16 protein-coding genes are annotated in these 24277 nt (G+C 66.8%); 6 read left to right on the top strand and 10 right to left on the bottom strand.

Annotated elements, in window-relative coordinates; genetic code table 11:
• Nucleotides 1-40 precede the first annotated feature (40 nt).
• Nucleotides 41-1009 (top strand): sensor histidine kinase, encoded by a 969-nt coding sequence (locus ACP7AI_RS02475; protein WP_426163703.1) that lies wholly within the window; start codon nucleotides 41-43, stop codon nucleotides 1007-1009.
• Between the two features lie 134 nt (nucleotides 1010-1143).
• Here ACP7AI_RS02475 and ACP7AI_RS02470 read toward each other — a convergent pair whose 3' ends face one another.
• From ACP7AI_RS02470 to ACP7AI_RS02455, 4 genes are all read right to left on the bottom strand, one after another.
• Nucleotides 1144-4812: an SDR family NAD(P)-dependent oxidoreductase gene (locus tag ACP7AI_RS02470; protein ID WP_426163701.1), complete on the bottom strand. Its 3669-nt coding sequence runs from the start codon at nucleotides 4810-4812 to the stop codon at nucleotides 1144-1146.
• A gap of 11 nt (nucleotides 4813-4823) precedes the next feature.
• Entirely contained in the window at nucleotides 4824-10328 is a 5505-nt protein-coding gene (locus ACP7AI_RS02465; protein ID WP_426163699.1) for an AMP-binding protein, read from the bottom strand.
• Nucleotides 10329-10510: 182 nt separating this feature from the next.
• Nucleotides 10511-11641, bottom strand: a complete 1131-nt coding sequence (locus ACP7AI_RS02460) for an acyltransferase family protein (RefSeq protein ID WP_426163696.1) — start codon at nucleotides 11639-11641, stop codon at nucleotides 10511-10513.
• Nucleotides 11642-11652: 11 nt separating this feature from the next.
• Entirely contained in the window at nucleotides 11653-13116 is a 1464-nt protein-coding gene (locus tag ACP7AI_RS02455; protein WP_426163694.1) for an undecaprenyl-phosphate glucose phosphotransferase, read from the bottom strand.
• Nucleotides 13117-13205: 89 nt separating this feature from the next.
• Here ACP7AI_RS02455 and ACP7AI_RS02450 point away from each other — a divergent pair, with 89 nt between their 5' ends.
• Complete coding sequence (locus ACP7AI_RS02450) at nucleotides 13206-13469, top strand: XrtV sorting system accessory protein (protein WP_426163692.1); 264 nt, start codon at nucleotides 13206-13208, stop codon at nucleotides 13467-13469.
• 20 nt (nucleotides 13470-13489) lie between these two features.
• On the opposite strand, the gene epsI is transcribed toward ACP7AI_RS02450, so the two are convergent.
• The 6 genes from epsI to ACP7AI_RS02420 are packed head-to-tail and all read right to left on the bottom strand — an operon-like array spanning nucleotide 13490 to nucleotide 19597.
• Complete coding sequence (gene epsI / locus ACP7AI_RS02445) at nucleotides 13490-14197, bottom strand: exosortase-associated protein EpsI, V-type (RefSeq protein WP_426163689.1); 708 nt, start codon at nucleotides 14195-14197, stop codon at nucleotides 13490-13492.
• Nucleotides 14194-15084, bottom strand: coding sequence for an exosortase V (xrtV, locus tag ACP7AI_RS02440; protein WP_426163686.1), 891 nt, complete (start codon nucleotides 15082-15084; stop codon nucleotides 14194-14196). Before xrtV ends, epsI begins: the two co-directional genes overlap by 4 nt.
• The gene (locus ACP7AI_RS02435; RefSeq protein WP_426163684.1) at nucleotides 15084-15980 is read right to left on the bottom strand and encodes a CpsD/CapB family tyrosine-protein kinase; all 897 of its coding nucleotides are present in this window, start codon (nucleotides 15978-15980) and stop codon (nucleotides 15084-15086) included. Before ACP7AI_RS02435 ends, xrtV begins: the two co-directional genes overlap by 1 nt.
• Nucleotides 15981-16003: 23 nt before the next feature.
• Nucleotides 16004-17398 carry a Wzz/FepE/Etk N-terminal domain-containing protein gene (locus tag ACP7AI_RS02430; protein WP_426163682.1) on the bottom strand — a complete coding sequence of 465 codons (1395 nt, stop codon included), beginning with the start codon at nucleotides 17396-17398 and terminating at the stop codon, nucleotides 16004-16006.
• Nucleotides 17399-17432: 34 nt separating this feature from the next.
• Nucleotides 17433-18248 carry a polysaccharide biosynthesis/export family protein gene (locus ACP7AI_RS02425; RefSeq protein WP_426163680.1) on the bottom strand — a complete coding sequence of 272 codons (816 nt, stop codon included), beginning with the start codon at nucleotides 18246-18248 and terminating at the stop codon, nucleotides 17433-17435.
• An 11-nt stretch (nucleotides 18249-18259) separates the two neighbouring features.
• A complete protein-coding gene (locus tag ACP7AI_RS02420; RefSeq protein ID WP_426163678.1) occupies nucleotides 18260-19597 on the bottom strand; it encodes a hypothetical protein in 1338 nt (445 codons plus the stop codon).
• Between the two features lie 195 nt (nucleotides 19598-19792).
• Here ACP7AI_RS02420 and ACP7AI_RS02415 point away from each other — a divergent pair, with 195 nt between their 5' ends.
• From ACP7AI_RS02415 to ACP7AI_RS02400, 4 genes are all read left to right on the top strand, one after another.
• A complete protein-coding gene (locus ACP7AI_RS02415; RefSeq protein WP_426163676.1) occupies nucleotides 19793-21226 on the top strand; it encodes an AAA family ATPase in 1434 nt (477 codons plus the stop codon).
• Between the two features lie 37 nt (nucleotides 21227-21263).
• Nucleotides 21264-22208 (top strand): glycosyltransferase, encoded by a 945-nt coding sequence (locus ACP7AI_RS02410; RefSeq protein WP_426163674.1) that lies wholly within the window; start codon nucleotides 21264-21266, stop codon nucleotides 22206-22208.
• A complete protein-coding gene (locus ACP7AI_RS02405; protein ID WP_426163672.1) occupies nucleotides 22205-23230 on the top strand; it encodes a hypothetical protein in 1026 nt (341 codons plus the stop codon). The genes ACP7AI_RS02410 and ACP7AI_RS02405 overlap by 4 nt, the downstream gene beginning before the upstream one ends.
• Before the next feature lie 65 nt (nucleotides 23231-23295).
• Nucleotides 23296-24249 (top strand): hypothetical protein, encoded by a 954-nt coding sequence (locus tag ACP7AI_RS02400; protein WP_426163670.1) that lies wholly within the window; start codon nucleotides 23296-23298, stop codon nucleotides 24247-24249.
• The last annotated feature ends 28 nt before the right edge of the window (nucleotides 24250-24277 follow it).

Genomic DNA, 24277 nt, shown 5'->3' with positions numbered 1-24277 from the left:
GGCACAGCACCTGCCGCAGCTTGCCAGGTGATGAAGACGCATGTTCGATTTCGAAAAACTGCTGCAGGCGATACCCACGCCGCTGATGATCCTCGACCGCAACCTGTGTTTCCTGCGGGCCAATGATTGCTATCTGACCGTCACCAACCGCAGCTGGGCGGATCTGGAGGGTCGCTATGTCTTCGACGCGTTTCCCGAAACGCCGGAGCGGCTTGCCGTCATCAGGGCCGCCTTTGAAAAGGGCCTTGCCGGCGAGGAAACGCATCTCGAACGGCTGGTTTATGCCATTGCCCAGCCCGACGGCAGCTACGCCGACATCAGCTGGGACCTGCGCCATATCCCGGTACGCGCCCGCGATGACAGCATCGTCGGGGTCATGCAGCACACGCTCGATGTCAGCGCCGAAGTCGCGGCCGAGCGGATGCGCGACGTCATCAGCCAGGAATATGACCATCGCGTCCGCAACATTCTGACCAAGGTGTCGGCGATCGCCCGCCGCACGGCGCGCGGCACCACGACGATGGCGCAGTTCATCAAGGATTTCGAACCGCGCATCGCCTCCATGGCGCGGGCCCACCAGATGCTCGTCCATGGCGGCTGGGAACGGCTGGGGCTGACGGAGCTGGTCGAAAGCGAGCTGCAGCCCTATTCGCCGCAGGTGCCCGGCCAGATCGTCACCGATGGCCCCAACGTCGCGCTGTCGAGCCGGGTTGCCCAGGCGTTGGGCATGGCGCTCCATGAACTGGCGACCAACGCCGTCAAATATGGCGCGCTCGGCCGGCCCGAAGGTCGGTTGCGGGTCACCTGGCGGACTGCCGCCGATGGCACGCTGAGCATCGACTGGCAGGAAAGCGGCATGCGAGACCTGACAAGCGATTCCAAGGTCGGCTTCGGTTCGTCGATCATCGATCGCGTCCTGCCGGCCGAAACCGGCGGCACCGTCACCCGCACGATCGGGCCAGACGGCCTCAATTGCGCGATCATCATTCCGGCGCCGCGGGAAAACTGAGGCTAGGCGCCATGATGACCTGTCACCCCGGCGTAGGCCGGGGCCCATAATCCACCAGTTCCGCCCACACTCGGATCTGCGGTGCCGACAGGCGGTGGGCCCCGACGTTCGCCGGGGCGCCCCCCCCAAACCCCTCACACCGTAATCGACATCCCGCGATACACCCGCGCCCGATAGCGCGAATCTTCGGCATCGGGCAGCGGCGCCCCGGCGAGCAGGACGGCGCGGGCAAAGCGCTTCACTTCCTCGTCATGCTCGGCCTGGTTGCGCGGTTCTTCCGATCGCACCCGACGCGTCAGGTTGATCTGGTTGACCGGCACATCGTGGACCAGCCGCTCGTTCTCGACGGCGATGGTCGCGGTAAAGGCGTGCAGCGTCGTCTTGACGAAGTTCGCCAGCGCGAACGCGGGGCCGCCACCGCCTGCGCCCATCGGCACGTCGGGCGACACCAGCACCAGCTGGCAGCCGTCGAACAGCGACACCTTGCGGGCGACGCGGAAATGATGGGTCAGATTGGTATCGACGACATCGGCAAAGCCCGCCGCATCGAGCGGATTGGCGTCATCGAACAGCGCATCGGGCAACGGCTTGAACGGCGTCGACACGACGGTGGTCGGATAGCCCCACTGGACGATCGCCTTGTCGAGGCTCGCCTCGATCTCGTCGCCGACCTCGAGCGTGACCAGCTTGTCGCTGTCGCCGATCGCCGCCACCAGTGTTTCCGCGCCCGCCGCGGTGCGCGTCAACAGCACGACACGAGCGACATTGGCGGCGAGGAACGAGCGTGCACTTTCGGCGATATAGTCGGTCAGATGCTCGCCGATCAGCCAGACGGTGCGGCCGGCCATCTGGTCGAGCCGTTCCTGCTTGGGGCTGCCGAACAGCTCGCGCTCGGTCGTCGAGCGTTCGACGTTGAGCCCGCCCGACGGCATGAAGGTTTCCCCCGACACGGCGCGATCAGCGAGGAAGAACACCGTCGCCTGTGCGACTTCGCCCTCGGTCGGCATCTTGCCCAGGTGCAGCTGCGACAGCACGCCGGCGCGGACCTTCGCCGCTTCCCGGGCGATCTGCGCGCCCGGCAGCCAGGGCTGGTTGTCGGGCGGCACGCGCAGCAACAGGCCGTCGTCGGGCTTCGCTGCCCAGTCGCTCTGCAGGAAATAGCCGCCGAGCCGCAGCCGCTTGACCAGCTTGGTCGCCAGCGCCGGCGTGAGCAGATAGCGATCCCAGCAGCAAGTCTCGTCGCCCTCGCGGGCACAGGCCAGCGCCAGCTCGCGCAATTCCTGCGGCACGGTCTTGTCGTGGCTCAACTGCACCGTGTCGTTGCGCGCCAGCCGGCCCAAGATCGTCTCGACCTTCTCACCGCGGCGGATCGCCCGTACCGTAGCCGCATGGACGGCGTTAAGCCGCTTGTTCTCGAGAATCAGCCGCCCGCGCCGCTCGAACAGCCCGGGCTTGCCGCCCAGCCCCGCCAACCGGTCGCCGTCCACCGGCCCCGGCGCGATGGCGTTGATCTGGATTTCCGGTCCCAGGTGCCGCGCCATGCTCTCCACCATTGCCCGCTGCCCGGCCTTGCTGACAGCATAGTCGGTCCGGTTCGGATAGCTGACGGCAAGGAACTTTTCCCCACCGAAATAGCTGGAGACATTGAGGACATAGCCCGACCCTTGCGCTTTCATCATCGGCACCACCATGTGCATCAGCGCATAGTTGGAGATGAGATTGGCATTCTGGGTGTTGCGCCAGGCCTTCAAATCCATGTCGACGGCCATTTCCTCGGCCCCCGATACCCCGGCGTTATTGATCAGGTAATCGATGCGCCCGAACGCCTTGACGGTCTCGTCGACGGCGTGGCGCAGCGAGGCCATGTCGGCGACATCGATGTCGGCGAGCGTGCGCACCCGGCGCTCGACGCCCGAAAAGCCGATATCCTCCAATTCGCCGACGATGCGCTCGCGCGCCGCCGCCAGCTCGCTTTCGCGCCGTGCGACCATCATCACCTTGGCGCCGGCCAGCGCCAGCAGCCGCGCCACCTGGCCGCCGATGCCGGCCGAACCGCCAGTGATCAGCGCCACCTTGCCCAGGTGCAGCCCGGTGATGTTCTCGGTGGTGCCGACCATCGCCCGCCGTGCGCCGGTGGCCTCGCCGATGCTTTCCGGCAGGTACAGGTTGATCGGCTTGATCTTCCTTTCCTTCAGCAGGATGCGCGCCGCCTGGCCGGCGGCGAACGACAGGCATTCGGGCTCGTTGTTGGTATAGCGAACGATCTGGCTGCCCCATTCGGCCCGCGCGCGGCGGCCATGCGCGGCATCGACGGCGCTTTCGTCGCGCCAGATGCGGATCAGTTCCTCCAGCGCGGCGCGCAGCACATTGGCGTAATAGTTGCCAACGCCATCGTCGCCGTTCGACATGAAGACGAAGCGTGGATCCTGCAGCAACCCGTCCTGTCGCTTCCAGTAGCGGCTGAGCGTGCGCGCCACGGCGATATTCGCCTCCAACTCGTCATCGACGAAGCGTTCGACCTGGGCGTCCTCGGCGTCACCGAGCTTGCCGGTGAAATAGCCCGCCGGCCGCGTCGGCAGCACCAGCACGCCGGTGATCGGGCAATGGTTGGCGGTGAATTCGGCCAGCACCGCGTCCATCTGGACATGGTCGTGGCGATCGAAGCGCACCACCCGGATGCGCTTGGCATCCCCCAGCCTGGCCGTCGCATCCTCGACCGCCGAACGGGCGTGGAAGCCGAGCAGCACTTCGGCCCCGCAATCGGCCTGCACGCGGGCAAAGGCGATGGCATCGTCGACCTGCGAACCGGCGGCGACGAGCACGCCTAGACCGCCGCCATCGATGGAGCGCATCGTCGGCCGCGACAGATAGGTGGAACGCGATTCCTCGCGCACCGCCATGCCGTGCGTGACCTCGAAATTATGGCCGCTGAACGCCGCCGACTCGTCCGAGCCGAGGAACACGCAGGTGTTGGCGATATCGGCCGGCGTCGGGAAGGTCTTGGCCTTGGCCGCGCCATCGACGCTGCGCTCCAGCGCCATCAGGTCGAAAAAGTGATTGGCGGTGGCGCCGGGTTCGTCACCGCGCAGGCCGTCCATGGCGGCAAAGACATTGCGGATGCGCTCGCTGGCGATGGGCCCCGGGAACAGCAGGTTGACGCGGATGCCCTTGGGCCCCAGCTCCGCCGCCATTTCGTGGCTGAGCGCGTTGAGCGCCGCCTTTGGAACTGTATAGGCGGCGCGGGCATAATATTCGGTGCGCGAAAAGATCGTCGACACGTTGATGATCGAGCCGCCCTCCCCCATCGACGCGGCGGCGGCGCGCACCATGTTCCAGGCGACGACCATGATGTTGCGCGCCGCATCGCCGACGGTCTCGCTGTCGGTGCTGCCGGCGGCTTGCAATGCCGACAGGTCGGCGGCGCTGAGCGGCAGATTCTCCAGCGGCTGCTTCGGGCCCGCGGACCCGGCATTATTGACCAGCACGTCGATGCGACCATGGCGCTTGACGACCTCGGCGATGCCCGCGCGCACGCTGTCGGCGTCGGCGCCATCGATGACGACGCTGGTGGCACGATCGCCGGGCACCCCGGCATCGGCAACCGCGGCTTCGCGCGCGGCATCGGTGCGGGCGAGGTCACGCCCCGAAAACACCACGGTGGCGCCTTCGCCGAGATAGCGCCGGGCGATCGACTGCCCCAGGTTGCCGGCGGCGCCGGTGATCAGCGCGACCTTGCCGGCCAGGCGGCCGGTGGCGGCGGTACCGACGGAAGGCACGGCGTCGGTGGTCGAGAACTTGGCCATCGTGTCGTCCCTCAATTGCCGGTGTCGGACGACAATGCCGCCCACGCTTCGAACAGTTCCTCACGCCCGCGCAAGCCCGTCGCCGGCAGTGCGTGGTTGACGATATAGGTCGCGCCCGAGTGACGGTTGTCCCACATCGACTGGTGCGCCTCGGGCAGGCCCTCCCATGGCACCACGGTCGGCTCGGTGACGTCGAGCAGCCCGGCGGCGACCATGTCGTTCATGCGAGTCACTTCATAGGCGTTACACAGATGGGTGCCGAGGATCTCGGCGGTCGGCATGATGATGCGCCGCTGCCGCGTCCACACCTGCGGCGCGTAGAAATTGTAGCGCTGCCCGGCCATGTCCTCGGCATAGACGATACGCCCCGTGAACGGCTTGACCAGCGCCGAGGTGACGCCGAGCGTGTCCTGCCCGGCCCGCTCCAGCACGATATCGGGCGCGCCGCGCGGATTGTCGGGGGACCGCAGCAGCTTGCCGACGGCGCTGCCGAAGGGTTTGAGCGTCTTGTCCTGGAACTCGCGCACCGCCTCGCGGAACGCCTCGATATCGGCGCGCGCCACCGGCAGACGCGGCATGGTGTCGGGCCAGTCGAAATTGGCCCCCTCCCGCCGCTTGATGCCTTCAAGGCTGACGACCCCGGCAACAGCATCCTCGAAGCCCAGCGACAGGATGAACTCGCGCTGCCCGTCGGTGTTGGTGACGACCACCGTGCGCGCCCCGATGCCGCGCGCCGCCTCGATCATCTCGAGGCCGGTTTCATCGGCGAGCGCCGTCGAATTGGGGCCATAGAAGATCAGTATCGCCTCGCCGCCGCGGGCGCCGGCCTTTTGCAGCATGGCCTCCGCCGTCGACGAGCCTGGCTTGCCCATGAAGCTGAGGTGATAGCCCGAGGACGCGCCGTAGAACGCCAGCTTGCCGCCCTCGCCGAGCAGCTGGAACGTGCGCGGGAACGCCGTTTCGCCGGCATGGCTGACCGCATAGTCCGCCAGCTTGCCGTTGTTGAGGCGCCTGTACTCCTCGACCAGCGGCTGCCCCGCCACTTCCCAGGCGCGCGACGCCTCGGCACCGTCGGGCACCGCGGTGAACAGCCCGGCAAAGCGCGCATCGGTGCGATCGATGGCGCCGACCGCGCCCTTGGTGGTGACGAACTCGGCCCGCGCCGGGCTCGAGACCAGGCCGGTCACGGCGAGGCCCGAGGCCTTGGACGATTTCAGCGCATCAAGCCCGGTGCCGGTCGCCGAGCCTTCGATGAAGATCGTCTTGCCGCCGACGATCTGCAGCGTGGTGAACAGGCAGCGCACGATGGTGCCGAGGTTGAGGATATACGATCCCGCCTGCTCCAGCGTCAGGTCGCCGGGCACGCCATGCAGCTGCGGCGCCTGGACGGCGAGGAACTGGGCATGGCTGCCGGTTTTCGTCTCATAGCCCTGGATGCTGAAATCGGCGAACATCGGGTCCCGGCCGGCGGCCGGCGACAGCAGGTCGGACGTGCCGGAATAGACAGCAACCATGTCGCCGACCTTCAGCCGGCCCTCGGCACGGGCTTCCGACCCCAACGCCGCGATCAGCGCGAGGCCGCCCGAACCGGTGACCTGCACATCCTCCTCATGGCCGTCGAACGGCGACACCGGAATGCCCGTCAACGCCCAGATATCGTTGAAATTGACCTCGCTGGTCAGCAGATAGACCAGCGCCTCGTTGGGTTCCGGCACCGGCACCGGCACGATCAGCTCGCGCTCATGCGTCGCCGGCTGGCCGAAGCGCGGCGCCCCCGTCCCGGCGTCGCGCGCTATGCCGAAGGCATATTGATGCCCCGGGATGGCGGTGACGCCCGGGAAGAACGGCGCGCCGATCGGCAGCAGGTCGCCGGCCGTTTCCAGCCGTTCGCCCTTGGCCTGGTGCTCGCTGTCGATATAGACGCCGTTGCGGCGCACCGGCAGCGGCGGACTCTTCTTGTCGAGGAACTCCTTGATGCCGGTCTTGCCGCCCTGCGGGTCGACGACGGCCTCGGCGAACAATTGTGCCTCGCGTTCCAGCCCGGCCGACAGCCCCTGCTCCCAGCCTGTGCGGATCGCGTCGATGGCGCGTGCCCCGGCCTTGCCACGCCCCGCCCAGTCGAGCTGCTTGAGGATACGCTGCACGAACTCGTCGGTCAGCGCCTCGTCGAGGTCGACATGCGCCGGATGCTGCCAGGCTGCCTTGGCCGACTTGCGGCGCTCCGCCCAGGCGCGGCCGAGCTTCGAATTGTCACCGTGCCGCACGAACTCGCGCACCGCGGCATGGGCGAGGCTCAGCGCGTCATCGGCACCGGTCGCCAGCGTCTCGACCAGGCCGATCTCCAGCGCCGCTGCGCCATCGATGCTGCGACCGCCGAGGATCAGGTCCAGCGCATCGCGCAGGCCCGTCGCACCGTTCTTGTCGGCGAGCAACCGCGGCAACCGCTGGGTACCACCATAGCCGGGCAGAAGCCGCAGCCGGATTTCGGGCTGGCCGAAGCGGGCATGGGCCTCGGCAACGCGCCAATGGCAGGCCAGCGCAAACTCCATGCCGCCGCCGAGCGCGACGCCCTGGATGGCGGCGACACACGGCTTGCCCATGCTCTCGATCTTGGCGAACGCCAGCTGGGCGTTGTTCGGCAGCACCCGCGCTTCCTCGACGGTGTGGATCTCGTCCAGGAACTGCCGGATGTCGGCACCCGCCACGAAACTGGCCGTGCCGTCGCCGGTGAAAACTACCGCGACCACGTCATCGCGCCGCGACAGATGCTCGACGACAATCACCAGCTCGTCGATGGCACGCTCGTTGAGCGCGTTGACCGGCGGGTTGGTAATGAACACCGTCGCGACCTTCTGGCCCGGCGCCACATCATTGTACTGCACCCGGAAATAGCGATAGCGGTCGAAGATCTGCTGGTCTTCCGACAGGCTCTGCCGCCGCTGCCAGTCTCCGATGACCTTCTTCAGTTCATCGAGGCTCTCCGGATTGCGCAGCGTCGTCGCGTCGCCGACCTCGGTGCCCTCGACCAGCGCGCGGACCATGCGCCGCATATACTTGCCACTGCGGGTTTCGGGAAACTGCGTCACCTCGATGAAGTCGCCCGGCACCGCCACGGCGCCCTTTTCCTGGCGCACCAGGTCCGACAGGCGGCGGAAATCGTCGCGCGTCAGCGTCTGCCCGGGTGAGGCCGTCACGAAGGCAATCGGCGTCAGCCCCTTTTCGCGGTGCGGCGCCCCGACGACCAGCACATTGCCGAGCGGCGAATCCGGGTCGAGCTGCTTGTCGCGGAGGATGGCGCCCTCGATCTCCTCCGTGCCCATGCGGTGGCCGGAGACATTGATGACGTCATCGGACCGCCCGTGCAGCGAAAAGCCCTCGTCCTCGTGGCGCACTGCGAAATCGCCCTGGGTATAGGCCCAGACACCCTGCCAGCGCCGCCAGTAATTGCTGTCCCAGCGCTCGCCATCACCCTTCCAGCCGGCGGCGACGCTGCCATTCTCGACAACGAAATGCTCGGGGTCGCCCCAGACGGTCCGCGCCAGATAGGGGTATGGCGCGGCGATGATGATCTCGCCCTTCTCGCCAACCTCGGCCCGGCGCCAGTTGACGCCATCGGCCTTTTCGCGCGTCAGCAGCACCGTCCCCTTGGCGTCGCCGGCCTCGTCCTCCACCCAGACATCGCCGACGATCCACGGCAATGGGAAGGTGCGGGCATCGGCAGCCAGCGGGAAATCGCCATTGCCATAGAAATGCGTCCAGGCGATGCCGCCATGCTCGGTCGCCCAATAGCTGTTGATGTACTGCGGCGTGATGTTCGCCATGCCGAACGCCTGCACCGGCGGCGAGCACGGCTCCGCGCAGAAGGTCGCGACGCGCAGCCCCGACATGTCATAGGCCTTGATGTCAGCAAGGTTCTGCGGGTCGGACATCACCGCCTTCAGGAACGTCACGCCGGCCTTGAAGATCGTCACGCCATGGCGCTCGATCATCGCCGCAAAGCGTCCCGAATGCGGAAACACCGGTGCGCCTTCACCGAGCACCGTCGTCACCCGGGTCAGCAGCGGTGCCGAGATCATGTAGCTCTGCCCGGTGATCCAGCCCGGATCGGCGACGACATACAGCACGTCGCCCGGCCGCGCGTCGAACGCCACCTTCATCGTCTCGGCGATGCCGGCGGCATAGCCGCCATGGACATGGACGACACCCTTGGGCTTTCCGGTCGAACCCGAGGTATAGATGAAGAACATCGGATATTCGGCATCGACCGGCAGCACCGGCGCGGCCGCCCAGATGGCGCGCACCAGTTCGGTATCGGGCAGCGCCAGCAGCGCCTTTTCATCGGCGACGCCAGCCGCGCTCAGGATCTCGCCCAGCGCCGTGTTGGTCAGGTCGTGGCTCCACACGTCGCGGTCGCGCCAGACGATGTCGGGCTGGCCGGTATGGCGCGCGACGACGACGGCATCGACGCGTGGCGGCGTCGCCACCAGCGCCTCGGCGACGGCGATGCGGATGCGCGCCGAGGCAGTCGAATCGACGGTTCCGGCCTTGCCCAGCTCCGCCAGCGCCCGGCCGACGCCGCGCATGACATCGCCGCGCTCCACGGTGACTTCGCCCTTCAGCGTCGCGGTAACGGTTTCGGCAATGCTCGCCGCCATGTCGGGCGACAGGCCCAGGTCGTCGCCGGCAAGGCGGTCGGCGAGCAGCTTCAGCGCCACTTGCACCGGCACATAATTGTCGAGCGCCGGATCGGTGTACGCCGTCTTGAACGGCACGATCTGCGCCATGCGATAGCCGCCATCGGCGGTGATGACGATCTTCGCCCCGGCATCATGGATGCGGTCCGACAGCGTCTTGTCCGAAAAGCCGCCGAACACCGGCGTATACAGCACGCCGATGCGCTTGGCGGCTTCGGTCCAATAGAGCTGCGCCGGGATGTTCGGCATGTTGAGCGCGATCCGGTCGCCGGCCTTCAGGCCCAGGTTCTTCAGCGCGATGGCGCATTTTGCCGTCTCGACCAGCAGTTGCTTGCGGCTGACGCTGTAGCAATCGACAGGCGCGCCGCGGCCGCCGTCCTGCGCCATGTCCCAGCGATCGCCTTCGAAGATGAACGCCGCCTCGTCGCCATGGCCGGCGAGCACGTGGCGATCGACCTCGTTGAAGCCGCAATTGGTCCGCGCGCCGTCGAACCAGCGGAAATGCGGCGCATCATCGTCGTTGAAGGCGCGCGTCCAGGGCGCGAAATCCGCCGGCAATTCGGGGCTGACGGCTTCGGCGGTCACGGCATCCCAGCCCGACCAGCGCGTCCCGTCGAACGTCAGCCAGGCCGACGCGCCATCCGGCAGCGCCACCAGCCAGTGCAGGTTGCGCGCCGCCATGGCACCATGGACGGCACCCGGGTCGGCGAGCACGGCGGCGCGCATCGCATCCCAATCGGCGCGGTCACGAATGGGGTTGCTGACCGCCTGCGGTACCAGCGTCACCGGCGTCTCCAATGACGCAAGCGTCTGATCGTTCATGTGTCGGCCCTGTTCCTGTTGCCCGCAATTGTCGGACGATCGAACGGCGAGCGTCGCCTTCGTCCGCACCAACTACAAGAATTTTCGGCCAATGCAAGCATCCGGCACGATTATGTCCACAAGCTGGCGTCGATTATATGCATTGTTGCCAAACACCATCCTCATTTGCGCTGAAATTGCCGTTACGGCTCGAATCGCGACGCCGGCAAAGGCGCATTCTCCGGCCTTGCCAACCCCGCCGCGACCGGTGCAGCCGGCCGCACCCCGGGTTTCAGCCGCAGCGCCGGCTTTTCGACGAGATGCCAGGACAGCGCCGCCAGCGGCACCGTCATGGCAAAGGCCAGCCCCAGATTGGCGAGCGGCGTCGCCGCGCCCAGTGCCACTGCCGCCTGCTGCATCGGGAACGCATAGATGTAGATGCCGTAGGAATAATCCGGCGCTGCCGCGCTGAACCGCTTCACCGCCGCCGGCACGCGAAAACCGGCGACGATGGCCAGGTAGCCGAAAGCGACCTGCGAGATGTTGACCTTCCACCGCGCCTCTGCCGGCACCAGCAGTGCCAGCGCCACCAGCCCCAGCGCCACCGGCCAGGACAGCGGCAGCCGGTCGCGCCACAGCCAGGCCAGCACGCCCAGCCCGAAGGCAAAGGCCAGCTGGCGCGTGGCGCCGAGCGGCATCGACCCCAGCCGCAGGCTTGTCGGCAGCGCCAGCTCCAGCGCCAGCAGCAGCACCAATATCAATGTCATCCGCCGCCGCGGCTGGGTCAGCCCCACTGCCGCCGCCAGCGTCAGCGCCAGATAACATTGCACTTCCTTGGGGATCGTCCACAGCGAGCCGTTGACGACACCCGGCAGGTAATGTGTCTCGAACAGCCCCGGCAGCGCGAAATCCCGGCCGAGCAGCAGCGCGTTGCGGCCCACGAAGCGCCAGGTTTCCGGCGACCCGACGAACGCGCCGAACGACAGGGTGCCGAACGCCGCCCACAAACCCAGCGGCACGACGATCAGCATGACCCACAGCCCCGGCAGCAACCGCAGCGCCCGTGCCACCAAAAACGGCGTCACCCCGCGCTTGTACAGGCTGCCGGTGACGAGGAAGCCGCTCAACGTGAAGAACAGATAAACCGCCAGCCGGCTGACCGGAAAGCCGAGCACCGAGGCGATCGGATCGAGCCCGGTCACCGGGCTGGTCAGGTCCCAGGCGTGGGATATCATTACCGATGACGCCAGCACCCAGCGCTGGATGGTGAAGCTGTTGCCGTCGTGGCGCAGGTCGGCCGGCTCGATCCGCCGCGGCTGCCACCATCCGCCCACGCCGGCGCCGTCTAGAACGCGTTCTTGGGCAGGATCAGCGCGCCGACCGTCCGCGCCAATATGTACAGGTCGAACCACAGCGACCAGTTCTCGATATAGTAAAGGTCGTGCTCGAACCGCTTGACGAGCTTGGCTTCGGTATCGGTTTCGCCGCGCCAGCCACAGACCTGCGCCCAGCCGGTAATGCCGGGCTTGACCTTGTGACGCGCCGCATAGGAAGCGACGACTTCCGGAAACAGCCGGCCGCCGGCGCGGGTCGACGGCGCGTGCGGGCGCGGGCCGACCAGCGACATGTTGCCCTGCAGCACGTTGAAAAGCTGCGGCAGTTCGTCGAGACTGGTGCGACGCAGCAGCCGGCCGACCCGCGTGACCCTGGTATCATTGCGGCTGACCTGGTCGATGCCGTCGACCTGGCCGTGGTCGTGATACATGGTGCGAAACTTGAACACCCGGAACGGCCGGTTGTTGAACCCTTCGCGCGGTTGGCGGAAAAAGATCGGGCCGGGCGAATCGAGCTTCACCGCCAGCGCGACGACCAGCAGCAGCGGCCAGATCACTGCCAGGATCAGCACCGTCAAAATGCGATCCTCGGCCGATTTCACACCGGCATCGATCCCCGAGATCGGCCGTTCGAACAGCGTCATCACCGGCAGCTCACCGAGCATGACCAGGGGCCGGCGCACAAATGCAAAGCTGGCGAGGTCGGGCGCCAGGCGGATCTTCACCGGTGTCAGCGCCAGCCGGCTGACGATCTGCTGCAGCCGGGTTTCCGCCGACCAGGGCAGCGCGACGACGACCTGGTCGATGCGTCCGTCGCGGATCATCGAGATCAGCGCCGACAGATTGCCCAGCACCGGCACGTTCGACGCCGTCGCCGGCACCCGGCCATCGCGCCGATCGTCGAAAAAACCGACCAGCGAGATCGTCAACCGGTCGTGGCTCAGCACATAATCGGCAAAGCGCGCGCCCTGCACCCCGGCACCGAAAATCGCGACCCGCTGGTTGAACGTGCCCTGGTTCTTCAGCCGACGCACCCAGAAGGTCGAGGCGGCACGCACCGCCAGCAGCATGGCGCCGCCGCCGGCGAACCAACCCAGCGCCCAGCCGCGCGACACCACGTCCGACGACTTCAACAGAAAGCCGAGCGTGATCATGAACAGCGCCACGGTGACCCAGCTGGTGGCCACCCGCTGCCAGGCGCGACGCAGCGAGAACTGGGCATCGACGTCATAGCAGCCGAGGCTTTCGCCGAGCACGCCATAGGCGATCGCCGCCACGACGACCACGCGCGAATAAAGGCCGGCGGAATCGGGCGTCAGCGTATCGCGGACCAGCGCCGTCGCCAGCGCGCCACTGACCAGCACCGTGACGAACTCGAGCAGCCGCACGAAGAACACCGCCAGGTCGAGCGGCACCCCCGGCTTGTCACCCTGCTTCGTCAGCGGCGGACGCGGCTGCAGCTGGATATCGTTCATTGCGCAGCACCCGCCGACAGCGGAGCAATGACAGTAGCGCCGGCGTTGCGACTTGCTGTAGGACCGGCGCAAAGAGCAAGGAAATGGGCATGGAAACACCGTACGACTGGATTACAATCATCGTGTTCGCCGGCCTGATCGTGCTCTTCCTGCAGCGTTCGCAAGGCGTCGCCCGCGATCACCTCTGGCAGTATCTGGTCGCCGCCATCGGCTGCGCCGTCACCAACTATCTTGGCAACGAGGCGCTGAAACTCGACATGGTCGGCTATCACGCCGCGGCGATCGCCCTCGGCATCGCGACGCTGGCCTTCATCTGGATCGTGCTGCAGCCGTTCAGCAACGCCAACGACTGACGCCGCCGCCGCGGCGCTGCTCATGTCACTACCGCCGGGGCGGCGCCGATCGCCGAAGCCAGCGGCCGTCCGATCAGCACCGCGCGATTGCCCGGCGCCATCGCCGCCACCATGCTGGTCGCGAACAGCCGCAATTGGGCGAATATCTCGGGCGTCGGCTCGCCCACCGTCGACATGCGCACCAGCACGCCATCGGAAAGGTAACCGCGCATCTGCTGGCGCAGCTTGACCATGCGCTGCGACGAGCCATCGGTCGGCAAGTCGTCGCCGATCCGCGTCCAGTAACAGATCTGTTCCTCACGGCTGTCGGTCGTGGCGCTCAATTCGCGCACCGGCAGCACCGAATTGGGCCCGAGCCGCGCCGGCACCGTGTGCGACCCCGAAATGGTATAGCCGACGGCGGCATAACAGGCTTCGGGCCGGTGCAGCTGCAGCAGGTCGTTCTGGACCGCGCCATAGGCGACGACCAGCATCACCGGCGGGTTCGACGGCGACGCATAGAGCCGTGCCATCGTCTGGCTGTACAGCCGATCGGCAAGGCTGCCCGGCGACTTCGGCAACACAAAGGCGTTGGACGGCACCGTGTTCCAGGCGCCGACCCTTTCGGGAATGATATCCTCGAGCTTGCGATCCTCGAGCAGCACGAGACGCTTCCGTGGCTGCAGCGCCGCGGCGGCACCCGCGGCGGCGAACAGGCTGCCGCCGAGCAGGACATCACGGCGGTTCATGGCATCGTATCCCCTGGCGAGGCCAGCGCATTGCGTACCGGCGTCAGCAGCTTGTCGACCAGAAAGATGAACAATAGTGCCGATGTAAAGGTCACCATGCCGGCAAATTTGTGCAGATAACCCTGCGCCGCCGCATCGCCGAAATGATAGGTGATCAGTACCAGCGCCGCGACGCGGATCATGTTGGCCGCAATGGCGATCGGCAGGACCAGCGCCAGCAGCAGCATCGAATAGCGCCAGTTGCTGCCCCGCAGCATGTAGATGTAGAACAGCCCGATCGCCGACAGGCTGACCAGCGAGTTCAAGCCGGCGCAGGCGTCCTCCACCAGCAGCTGGTAATTGGCGACGTAGATGGTGACGCCGCTGTTGCCTATCGGATAGCCGAACTGGGTCAGCGTCCAGGTCACCACCAGCGACACGAAAAGCTTCAGCGGCTGAGTGACCTGGTCGAGCAGCCAGCCCGGCACCGGGATGATGAAGCCGAGATAAAAGATCGGGAACCACATGGCGCGCAGCACCCGGCGCCCGACATAGGCATAGGCGACCGCAAGCAGCGCCAGCATCAGCGCCGCCACCTCGACGCTGATGAAATCATAGGCGCGGCCAAAGGCATAGGCCGGCACCGCCACCGCCAGCGCGACAACCGTCGGGGTCGTCGCGCCGGGTACCATGTCGCGCCGGATCTCGGGCATCCGCCGGAAGATCAGCCACAGGCCGGTCGCCAGCACGATCGGGCCGTGCACCCCCGATTCGAGCGACCACGGCCCTCGCGCCACCGACACCATCGTCGGGATCGCCATCAGCGCGATGCCGACGAACACCGGCCAGTGCCGCAACACCAGCGCCTGCCACGCCGGGCGGATCGTGGAAACCGCGGTGGCCACCATCAAAACTCGTTGAGGACGGAACCGATGACCGGGCAGCGCGCCGATGCCAACTGGCTCACCAGCGTCGACACATCGTTGAAAAAGCTGAAGTTGCGTCGGGCCACGACGAGCGCATAGCCGGCGGCCGCCCCCACCGTCAGCGCATCGGCATTGGCGTTGGTCGCCGGCGTATCGAAGATGACCAGGTCATATTCGCGCAGAAGCGTATTGGTACCGTCGCGAAAGCGGCTGCCCGACAGCAGTTCCTGCGGCCGCGCCACCGGCGGCCCGGCGGTGATCACCGACAGATTGGGCAGCACATTGGCATGGACGACGCGTTCCGGCCGGGCGACCTGCAGCGACAGGAAGCTCGAAAGCCCGGGCGCATTGACGTCGAGGCCGAAGATCTGGTCAAGCCGCGGCGAGCGCATGTTGGCGTCGACGATGAGCGTCTTGGTGCCGACCTGCGACAGCGATGCAGCGAGGTTGGCGGCGAGATAGCTGCAACCGGCACCATCGATCGGTGACACAAAGGCAAGGCCGCGACGACCGGCACGGATATGCTGGGCGATGATCTGGGTGCGCAGCAGCCGGATCGATTCAGACCGCAGGCAGCCGGGATCGTTGACGACGACCAGTTCCTCCGAAACGTCGCGGCGCTGCGTGTCCTGCAGTGCCAGGCTGCCGATCAGCAATTCGCGGGCGCGGTCCAGCTCCTCGCTGGTGATGAAGCCCAGTTCCAGCGCGGCCTGGTCGAAATCGAGCCCGCGCTCGGCCTGGTGCGCCGCCACCCGGGCGGTCTGGTCCTCGGAAAGATAGCCGAGCCGCAACAGCGCGTCGCGGATAGGCGCATCGAATGTCATGCGGCCGTCATCGACGCGGTTCGCGACCGCGTCAGCCAGGGGAGTCGAATCCATTGTCGTCGTATTCCCTTGACCGGTCACTGAGCAGGTTGCCAGCCGGGATCGACCGGTCGGCGTCGCCGCGACAGCAGGCGGGTGATGCGGTCGCGCCATGGCGATGGCGCGACATCGGCGACCACCGCCAGCACCGGCGACTTGGAGGCAAAGCCAAGGTCATCGGTGCCGCGGATGCGCCGCTTGAGCAATTCGGTGAACACCGCCAGCACGAGGCCGAGACCGAGCCCGAACGCCGCCGACAGGCCCCAGACCTGCGGCCATTTGGGGAACGACGGCACCGAGGTGCCGATCGCGTCGCCGAGCACGACAAGGCCGCTTTCGGACACGTTCGATGCCAGCTTGAGGTCGGCGGTGCGCGCCGCGGCCTTTTCATATTGCGAGCGGCGCAGATCGACTTCGCGCTGCAACTGCGCCAGCTGGTCGAACTTGTCCTTCATGCCCAGCACCTTGGTGCGCTGCGCCTCATAGTCCCGCTCCAGCGCCGCCACCGTGCGCTGCCCGGCATTGCCCATGGCGGCACGGTTCGAATTCTGCACCGACGTCTCGCGGGAGATTTCGCGGTTGAGCAAATTGCGCCGGGCGATCATCGCCCTGTAGGTCGGGTGCTGCAGCCCGAGCTTTTCGCCGGCCTGCTCGATCTGGTCGTTCAGCGTTGCCAGCTGGACCTTCAGCTGGTCGACCACGCCGACGGTGACCTGGGCACCCTGCATCGCCTCCTGCGCCGTGGCGCCACCGCGCGCCTGCATCAGCGCCGCCTGCAGGCTGATCAGCTTCGACTGCTCCGATTCGCCGCTCGGGCCCACGACGATGTTGTTGGCACGCTCGAAATTGGTCTTGGCGGCCTCGGCCTGGGCCAGCGCCGCCTGCGCCTTGTCCGATTGCTCGCGGTACCAGTCGGCGGTGCGGCCGGCCGTATCGGTTTTGAACTTCAGGCTGTTGTCGATGTAGGACTCGCGCAGCAGCGTGACGATCTGCTTCGACAGCTCGGGATCGGGCGACTGATAGGTGATTTCAAGGATGTTCGAGCCTTCGACAAGGCCGACCTCCGTACCGCTGATGATGCGCTGCGCCGCCCAGCGCCGGAAATCGGTGCTGCCGCCGGTTTCCGCCTGCCACGCCGCCTGCAGGCCCGGATTGTCCGCCCAGCCCAGCTTGTCGACGACATCGCCGGCGATGCGGAAATCCTGGATCAGCTCGATCTGGGTGCGCACATAGCCGCGCGCCGCGCTCGGCCCGAGCATCTCGCCGGTAACAGGATCCGGCTTGACGATGTCGAGCAGCACGCGCGCCCGCGCCGGATAGCGTTCCGGCAGCGTGCTCGCCACCGCCAGCGCAACCACGACGCAGGTGATCAGCGTCGTGAAAATGATCCAGCGCCGCGCAATCAGGATGCGCAGGAATTGGGCGAGGCTCATCGAACGGCGTCCTTGAAAAACACTGAAGCGATCATCAGAACAAGCGTTCCTTGACGATGATTACGTCATTCTTCTGCACAATCTGCGTCAGTTCCGCGTCGACTTCCTTGGCATTGCCGCGGATCAGCCCGACCTTGTTGCTCGAACCCGTGGCGGTGACGCCGCCGGCGAGCGCCAGCGCCTGGCGGATGGTCATGCCCGGCAGCACCGGCAAGGCGCCGGGACGGTTGACCTGACCGGTCAGGAAGAACTGGTCGGCCTCGGGCACATACAAGGTGTCGCCGGGACGCAGATACGGGTCCTTGTCGGGCTCGCCCCTCACCAGGCCTTCGGCTTCGAGCCGGATTTCGGAAGCGCCCGGACGGCGCAGATAGACATAGGCGGCGCCGTTTTCGCGGATCCAGCCGGCCTTCAGCAGCACTTCGAGCGCGCGATATGGCCGGTCGAGCGGATAGACCCCGGGGGCGCCGACCTTGCCGGCGACATTGACGGTCTTGCTGACATAGGCACCGATCTCGACGTTGACGATCGGATCCTTCAGGAACCCGCCGCTCGTCAGCTTGCTGGTGACTTCACGGGCAAGGCCGATGCTGGTCAGCCCCGATGCCTTGACGATGCCGATCAGCGGCATGACGATCGTGCCGTCGGCCTTGACCCGCGTCGTGATGTTGAATTCCGACTGGCCATAGACGATGACCTGGACGGTGTCGTCGGCGCCGAGCACATAGCCGGGATCGCCGGCCTGGGCCAACGCGGCGCCGCTGCCGCACAGCAGCAGCACCGTCGCCAGCACCAGCCGCCACATCATGGCGAGACGGGCGAACCCATCGCGATCTTCCCCGATACGCATAACCGCCGACATCAACCACGTCCTCCAAAACCCGCGCGCAGCCGCAGCGTCGCCGCGAACGACTTAAACGAATAGTCGTCAGGATTCGATTTACGATCCTGATAAGAAATGTCACCCGAAACCGAATATAGCGTCCCCGGGCTGTAGGACAGGCCGGCGAAGATACGCGCGATCTTGTCCTGCAGACGCCGCGTCGGCTCCTCTATGCTGGTGAAGCTGTTGCGATAGTCGCGCTGGGTATAGCTGACGCCCGACGTCAGGCCGATGGCGCGGTTCAGGCGATAGCCGATATTGCCGGCGATCGCCTGGACGACCTGGTACTGCGCGCCGACGTTGATGCTCGCCTGCGCCGACTTGCGCGCCGTGATGTCGGCGGTCAGCCGGCTGCCGCTGTTGTAGCTGACGCCGACGTCATAGCCGAGGTTCGACTGCGATTCGCGGGTCAGCGGTATGCCGATGCCCGGCGCGATCGGCACGAGGATGTCGGCAGGCGTGGGCGTCACGTCGAAATAGCTGACGCCGAAATTCACCGACAGCCGGCCGCCGAGGCCGCGCTGATAGCCGAAACGGCCCGACATGATGTCGACGCCATCGGGCTGCTGCGCGCCGGCGTTGTTGATGATGAAGCGCGCCGGGTAGCGCGCCTGGCTGAAACTGCCCGACAGCGAAAACTGGCCGAGCGTCGGATTGCCATAGCTCAGCTGGGGTGAAAAGGACGTGCTGTTGGTGTCGAACGAAATCCGGTCTGGATTGTCGTTGCGCGTCGTCGAGCGCCGGATCGAGCCGCCGAAACCGATGCCGGTTGCCGTCCGGCAGATGGCGCTGCCGCCAAAGCTCAGCTGCTCCTGGACGTTCACCGAGGCGAAGGACACCTCGGAAAACAACTGCTGCCGGCTATTGAAACTGCCCGACACATCGCCGCTGCAGCGCGTGCCCAGGCGCCAGTTGACGCCGCCGTTGACGCCGTAATTGTTACGGTTTCTATTGGAATTGTTGATGAAATAGTCGCGGCCGACAATGCCGGACGCATAGAATTCCTGGCGCCCGATGGCCTTGCCGAACGAGGCCCGTACCGATGGCGAGATGCGAACATCGCTCTTGCTCGCGCCGCCGTTCGGCGGAAAGCCGTCACCCAGCCGCAACAGGTTTGAATCGTAAAGCGTGTTGATCGAAGCATCGAGCCGCAGGCCGCCGACGAGACTGCCGATCGCCGACAGCGCACCGTTTTCGATGGGGCTGTCGTCGCCGGCCGTGCTGATGATCGGCGGCAGGGCCTGCGCGCCGGCCGATGTCCCGCCCAGCAGCGATGCCGCGGTCGCGAACGCCGCCACAGTCTTCCGAAACGCCATCCGCCTGATACTCCCGTGTCGCATGTTGTCGGGTGCTACACCCGCAGGCAGGCATCGGCAACCTTGTCGGGCTATCGTCGTAAAGCAGCTTGCAAGACCGTAACGTGACGATGGCGCGGGAAAAACCGCCTGACAATGAAAGCGCATGTTGTATAGAGCGGTCGACTGGTCAGCATGACGAGAGTGAGTTTATCTATGATCTGGAAACGCTGGTCACGGGCCGAACGCGCCGGTGCGGAAACGTTGCCCGAAAACGATGCCGACGCCGTCATCGCAGCCCCTGCCGCAGCCTATGACACCGAACCGATGGTCGCCGACCCCCGCGCCGCCGCCGGTGCCGCCGCAGCCGACGCTCGTCCGGCCTTCCTCGACACGCTGTGGCGCGAACCCCAGCCCGTTGTCCGCCCGTTCACCCTGCCGCGCTTCTCCGCATCGGCCTCCGACGACGTGGAGCCAGGCGATTCCGATGCCGGCCTTGCCCGCCGCAAGCTGGCGCTGCGCGATGCGCTCGGCGCCTCGCAACCGGTCATCGGCCGCGAAAGCTTTGCCGGCCGCCACGATGCCCTCGCCCAGTTGATCGCCAGCATCGAGCAGCAGCGTGTCCATGTCGTCATCTACGGCGAGCGCGGGATCGGCAAGACCAGCCTCGCCCATGTCTTTGCTGAAACCGCCCGCGAGGCGCGCTACCTCGTCCTTTACGGCAGCTGCGGAACCGAGGCGCAGTTCGACGCCATGTTCCGCTCCTTCGCCGCCCGCATTCCGCGCCTTTACCACAAGTCGGTGCTGCCGAATTCGCCCGAGGCCGAGCGCGGCGACAATTTCGATGTCATGCTGGAGGAACATTTCGGGCCGCGTGAACTCGCCGACCTGTTCGCCGACGTCACCGGCACCCGCGTCATCATCATCCTCGACGAATATGATCGCGTCCTCGACGCCTCGTTCCGCCGCGACGTCGCCGAGCTCATCAAGAATCTGTCCGACCGCGCCGCCCGCGTCCAGCTGGTGCTGACGGGCGTCGCCCAGAACCTCGACGAGTTGATCGGCTATGCCCCGTCGATCCGACGCAACATCGTCGGCCTGCCGATGCGGCCGCTGTCGGTCAACGAAGTGCGCGACGTCATCGCCATCGGCGAGACCGCCGCCGAGATCAAGTTTTCCGACGAAGCCGTCCAAATGATAACCGCCATGGCCGGCGGCTCGCCCTATCTGGTGCGGCTGCTCGCCCACCAGGCCGGCCTCGCCGCGCTTGCCGACAAGCGGTCGCAGGTCTCCGAGGTCCATGGCCGCACCGCCGTCGAACGCGTGCTGACCGACTGGAACGCGTCCTTGCCACGCCGCGTCCAGGCCAGCCTCGGCCGCGACGAAGCCCGGGCGCAATGGCCGCTGCTGATCGCCGCCGCCCGCGCCGGCAGCTCGGCCGACGGCTATTTCACCGTCGACGATGTGTACACGGAACTCGGCGGCAACAGTGTGCCGACGATCATCGAGCGCGACCTGAAGCGTTTCGCCAATGCCAACGACCTGCTCGAACTGCAGGAACCCGGCGGCGAAGCGCGCTTCCGCTTCCGCTACCCGGGTGTGTCGTCCCTGCTGCTGATGTCGGCGGCGATGGCCCGGATGGCGCCCTGAGGTCGATCCCGAGGGCGATCGCGCGCCGGCGTTACCGTTGCAGACCGACACCTCTCGCCAGGTCGATCCCGCCGTGCCGCGCGCGGCGGTGATCATACCGCATTACCAGATGCCGAAATCGTTGCGTATCTGTCTCGATTCGGTGCTCGGCCAGCAGCTGGATCATGGGCGATTCGAGGTGATCGTCGTCGACAACAACTCGCGGGAATTCCCGGCCGACGTCGCCGCCGCCTATCCGGCCGTGCGCTTCCTCGCCGAACCCCGGCCCGGCCCGGGCCTCGCCCGCAACACCGGCGTCGCCGCGGCATCGGCGCCGCTGCTCGCCTTCATCGATGCCGATTGCCGCGCCGAAGCCGGCTGGCTGCAGGCGGCGATCGACGCCGTCGAGCCCGATCCCGACCGCAATGTCGTCGGCGGCGACGTCCGCATCGATGTCGGCGATCCGCGCCGGCTGACCGCGCTGGAGGCCTATGAGGCGGTGTTCGCCTATCGCCAGCAGATGTACATCGCCACCAAGAATTTTTCGGGCACCGGCAACCTGGCGATGGGTGCCGCCGTACATGTTGCGGTGGGGCCATTTGCGGGCATCGATATCGCCGAGGACATGGACTGGGGCGCCCGCGCCACCGCCGCCGGCTATCGCATCCGCTATGTCGAGGCGATGCGCATCTACCACCCGGCGCGCACCACCTTTGCCGAGCTGCAGCGCAAATGGCAGCGCCACATCGCCCATGATCTCGTCGCCCACCGCACCGCCGGCCGCCCGGCCTGGCGCTGGACGGTGCAGCGGCTGGTCGTCCTCGCCTCCATCCCCGTGCACGCGGTCAAGCTGCTGACCAGCGATCGGCTTGCCGGCCTCGGCAGCCGCCTGCGGGGCATCGGGCTGCTGGTGCGCATCCGGCTCTGGCGCGTGGCCGAAATGGCGCGCGCCGCGGCGGCGCCCGAAGTTTCCGGTGGCAGCTATTGGACGACCGCACCATGAGCGGAGCCCGCAGCGGCGAAATCGGCATCGTCCTCGTCAACTGGAACCGCTGGCAGGACAGCATCGAGTGCCTCGAATCAATGTTCCGCAGCACCATCCCGGTGCGCGTCGTCGTCGTCGACAACGCATCGTCGGACAATTCGCTCGACCATATCGCCGCCTGGGCCGCCGGCACCGCTGCTGCCGTACCCGCCGCCGCCGCCATGGCGGGCTATTCACAGCCGCCGATGCGCAAGCCGATCGCCTGCGAGCGTTTTACCGCCGCCGACATGGCAGGCCGCCGGCCCGATCCGGCGGTGCGGCTGACGCTGATCGATTCCGGCGGCAACCTCGGCTTTGCCGGCGGCAACAATGTCGGCCTGCGCTGGCTGCTCGCCCAGCCGCAGCTCGATACCTTCTGGCTGCTCAACAACGATACCGTCATCGACCGCAACGCCGCGGCGGCGGTGCAGCACCGGATGGCCGCGACCGACCGCGCCGGCATGTGCGGCACGGTGGTCCGCTATTACCACCGGCCCGACCGGGTGCAGGCACTGAACGGCAGCACATTCGATATCTGGACCGGCCGGTCGCGCGGCATCGGCATGGGGCAGCCGGCCAAGGCACCGTTCGATCCTCTCAAGGTCGCCCGCGAGACCGATTTCGTGCTCGGCGCCTCGATCGCCGTCAGCCGGGCGTTCCTCGATGCCATCGGGCCGATGGATGAAGGCTATTTCCTCTATTACGAGGAACTCGACTGGGCCTGGCGCAACCGCGGCCGCTTCGCCATCGCATTTGCCCATGGCGCCGTCGTCTTTCACAAGGAAGGTGGCTCGATCGGCTCGTCGGGCACCGGCGATCGCAGCGCCTTTTCGGAATATTGGCTGGCGCGCTCGCGGCTGCGCTTCATCGCCAGGCATCGCGTCATCCTGTGGCCGTGGTACTGGCTGCTGACGGCGGCGGCGGCGGCGGCGCGGCTGCTGCGCGGTCGCCCGGCGCGCGCCGCGGCGCTGCTGCGTGCCCTTTTTGGCCTCAAATATTGACCGCGATGACAAGTCCGGCGCATGAAATCGCCATACATTCCCCAATTTCGACTTCAGGAGCTGCTATGATCAAATCGGCACGCGTGACAATGCTCGCCTCGGCCGCGGCCGCCACGCTGTTCCTGGCGGCCTGCGACAAGACCCCCAAGGCACCCGAAGGCCAGGTCGTCGCCACTGTCGACGGCCAGGAAATCACCATCCACGAGCTCAACGGCGAGCTTGCCACCATCCCCAACCGCGGCGGCGATGCCCCGCGCAAGCTGGTGGAATCGGTCGCGCTGGCCCGCGTCATCGAACGCAAGATGCTCGCCGCGGAGGCCGAAAAGCTGAAGCTCGACAAGAGCCCGCAGTTCCTCCTCGCCAAGGAGCGCACCGAGGAAGGGCTGCTCGTCCAGGCGCTGCAGGCCGACATCCAGCGCAAGGTGCCCAAGGCGACGCGGGAAGCGGCACAGAAGTTCGTGTCCGAAAACCCGCAGGTGTTCGGTGATCGCAAGATCTTCACCCTCGACCAGATCCAGTTCCTGCGTCCCGCCAACATCGACCAGCTCGGGCTCAAGGATGCCAAGACCATGGCCGATGTCGAACGCATCCTGACCGACGCCAATGTCGAATATCGCCGCGCGCCGCAGCAGATCGATTCGCTGACCGTCAATCCGGCGCTGACCAACGAGATCATCCGCATCACCGCATCGAGCAACGGCGAGCCGTTCATGTTCGCCGACCAGCCCGCCGGCGCCCCGGCCCCGGTCATCTACGTCAACAACGTCACCGCGACCAAGTCGCAGCCGTTCACCGGCGAAAAGGCGATTTCCTATGCGCAGAACGTCCTGCAGCGCCAGAACACGCAGAAAAGCCTCGCCGATGCGCTGAAGGCCTACCAGACCGACTACAAGGCCAAGATCGTCTACGGAAAGGGCTATGGCCCCCCGGTCTTCCCCAAGGCACCGGCCCGTCCGGCAGGCGCACCCGCCGCGACGCCGGCGGCCGCCACCGCGCCGGCCTCAGCCCCCGCCGGCTGAGGCCCTCGCGGCGGGGCAGCCGCCCCGC

This window comes from Sandarakinorhabdus sp. DWP1-3-1 (assembly GCF_049896705.1).
GTDB lineage: Bacteria > Pseudomonadota > Alphaproteobacteria > Sphingomonadales > Sphingomonadaceae > Sandarakinorhabdus.
This window is presented reverse-complemented; position numbering and strand designations above follow the sequence as displayed.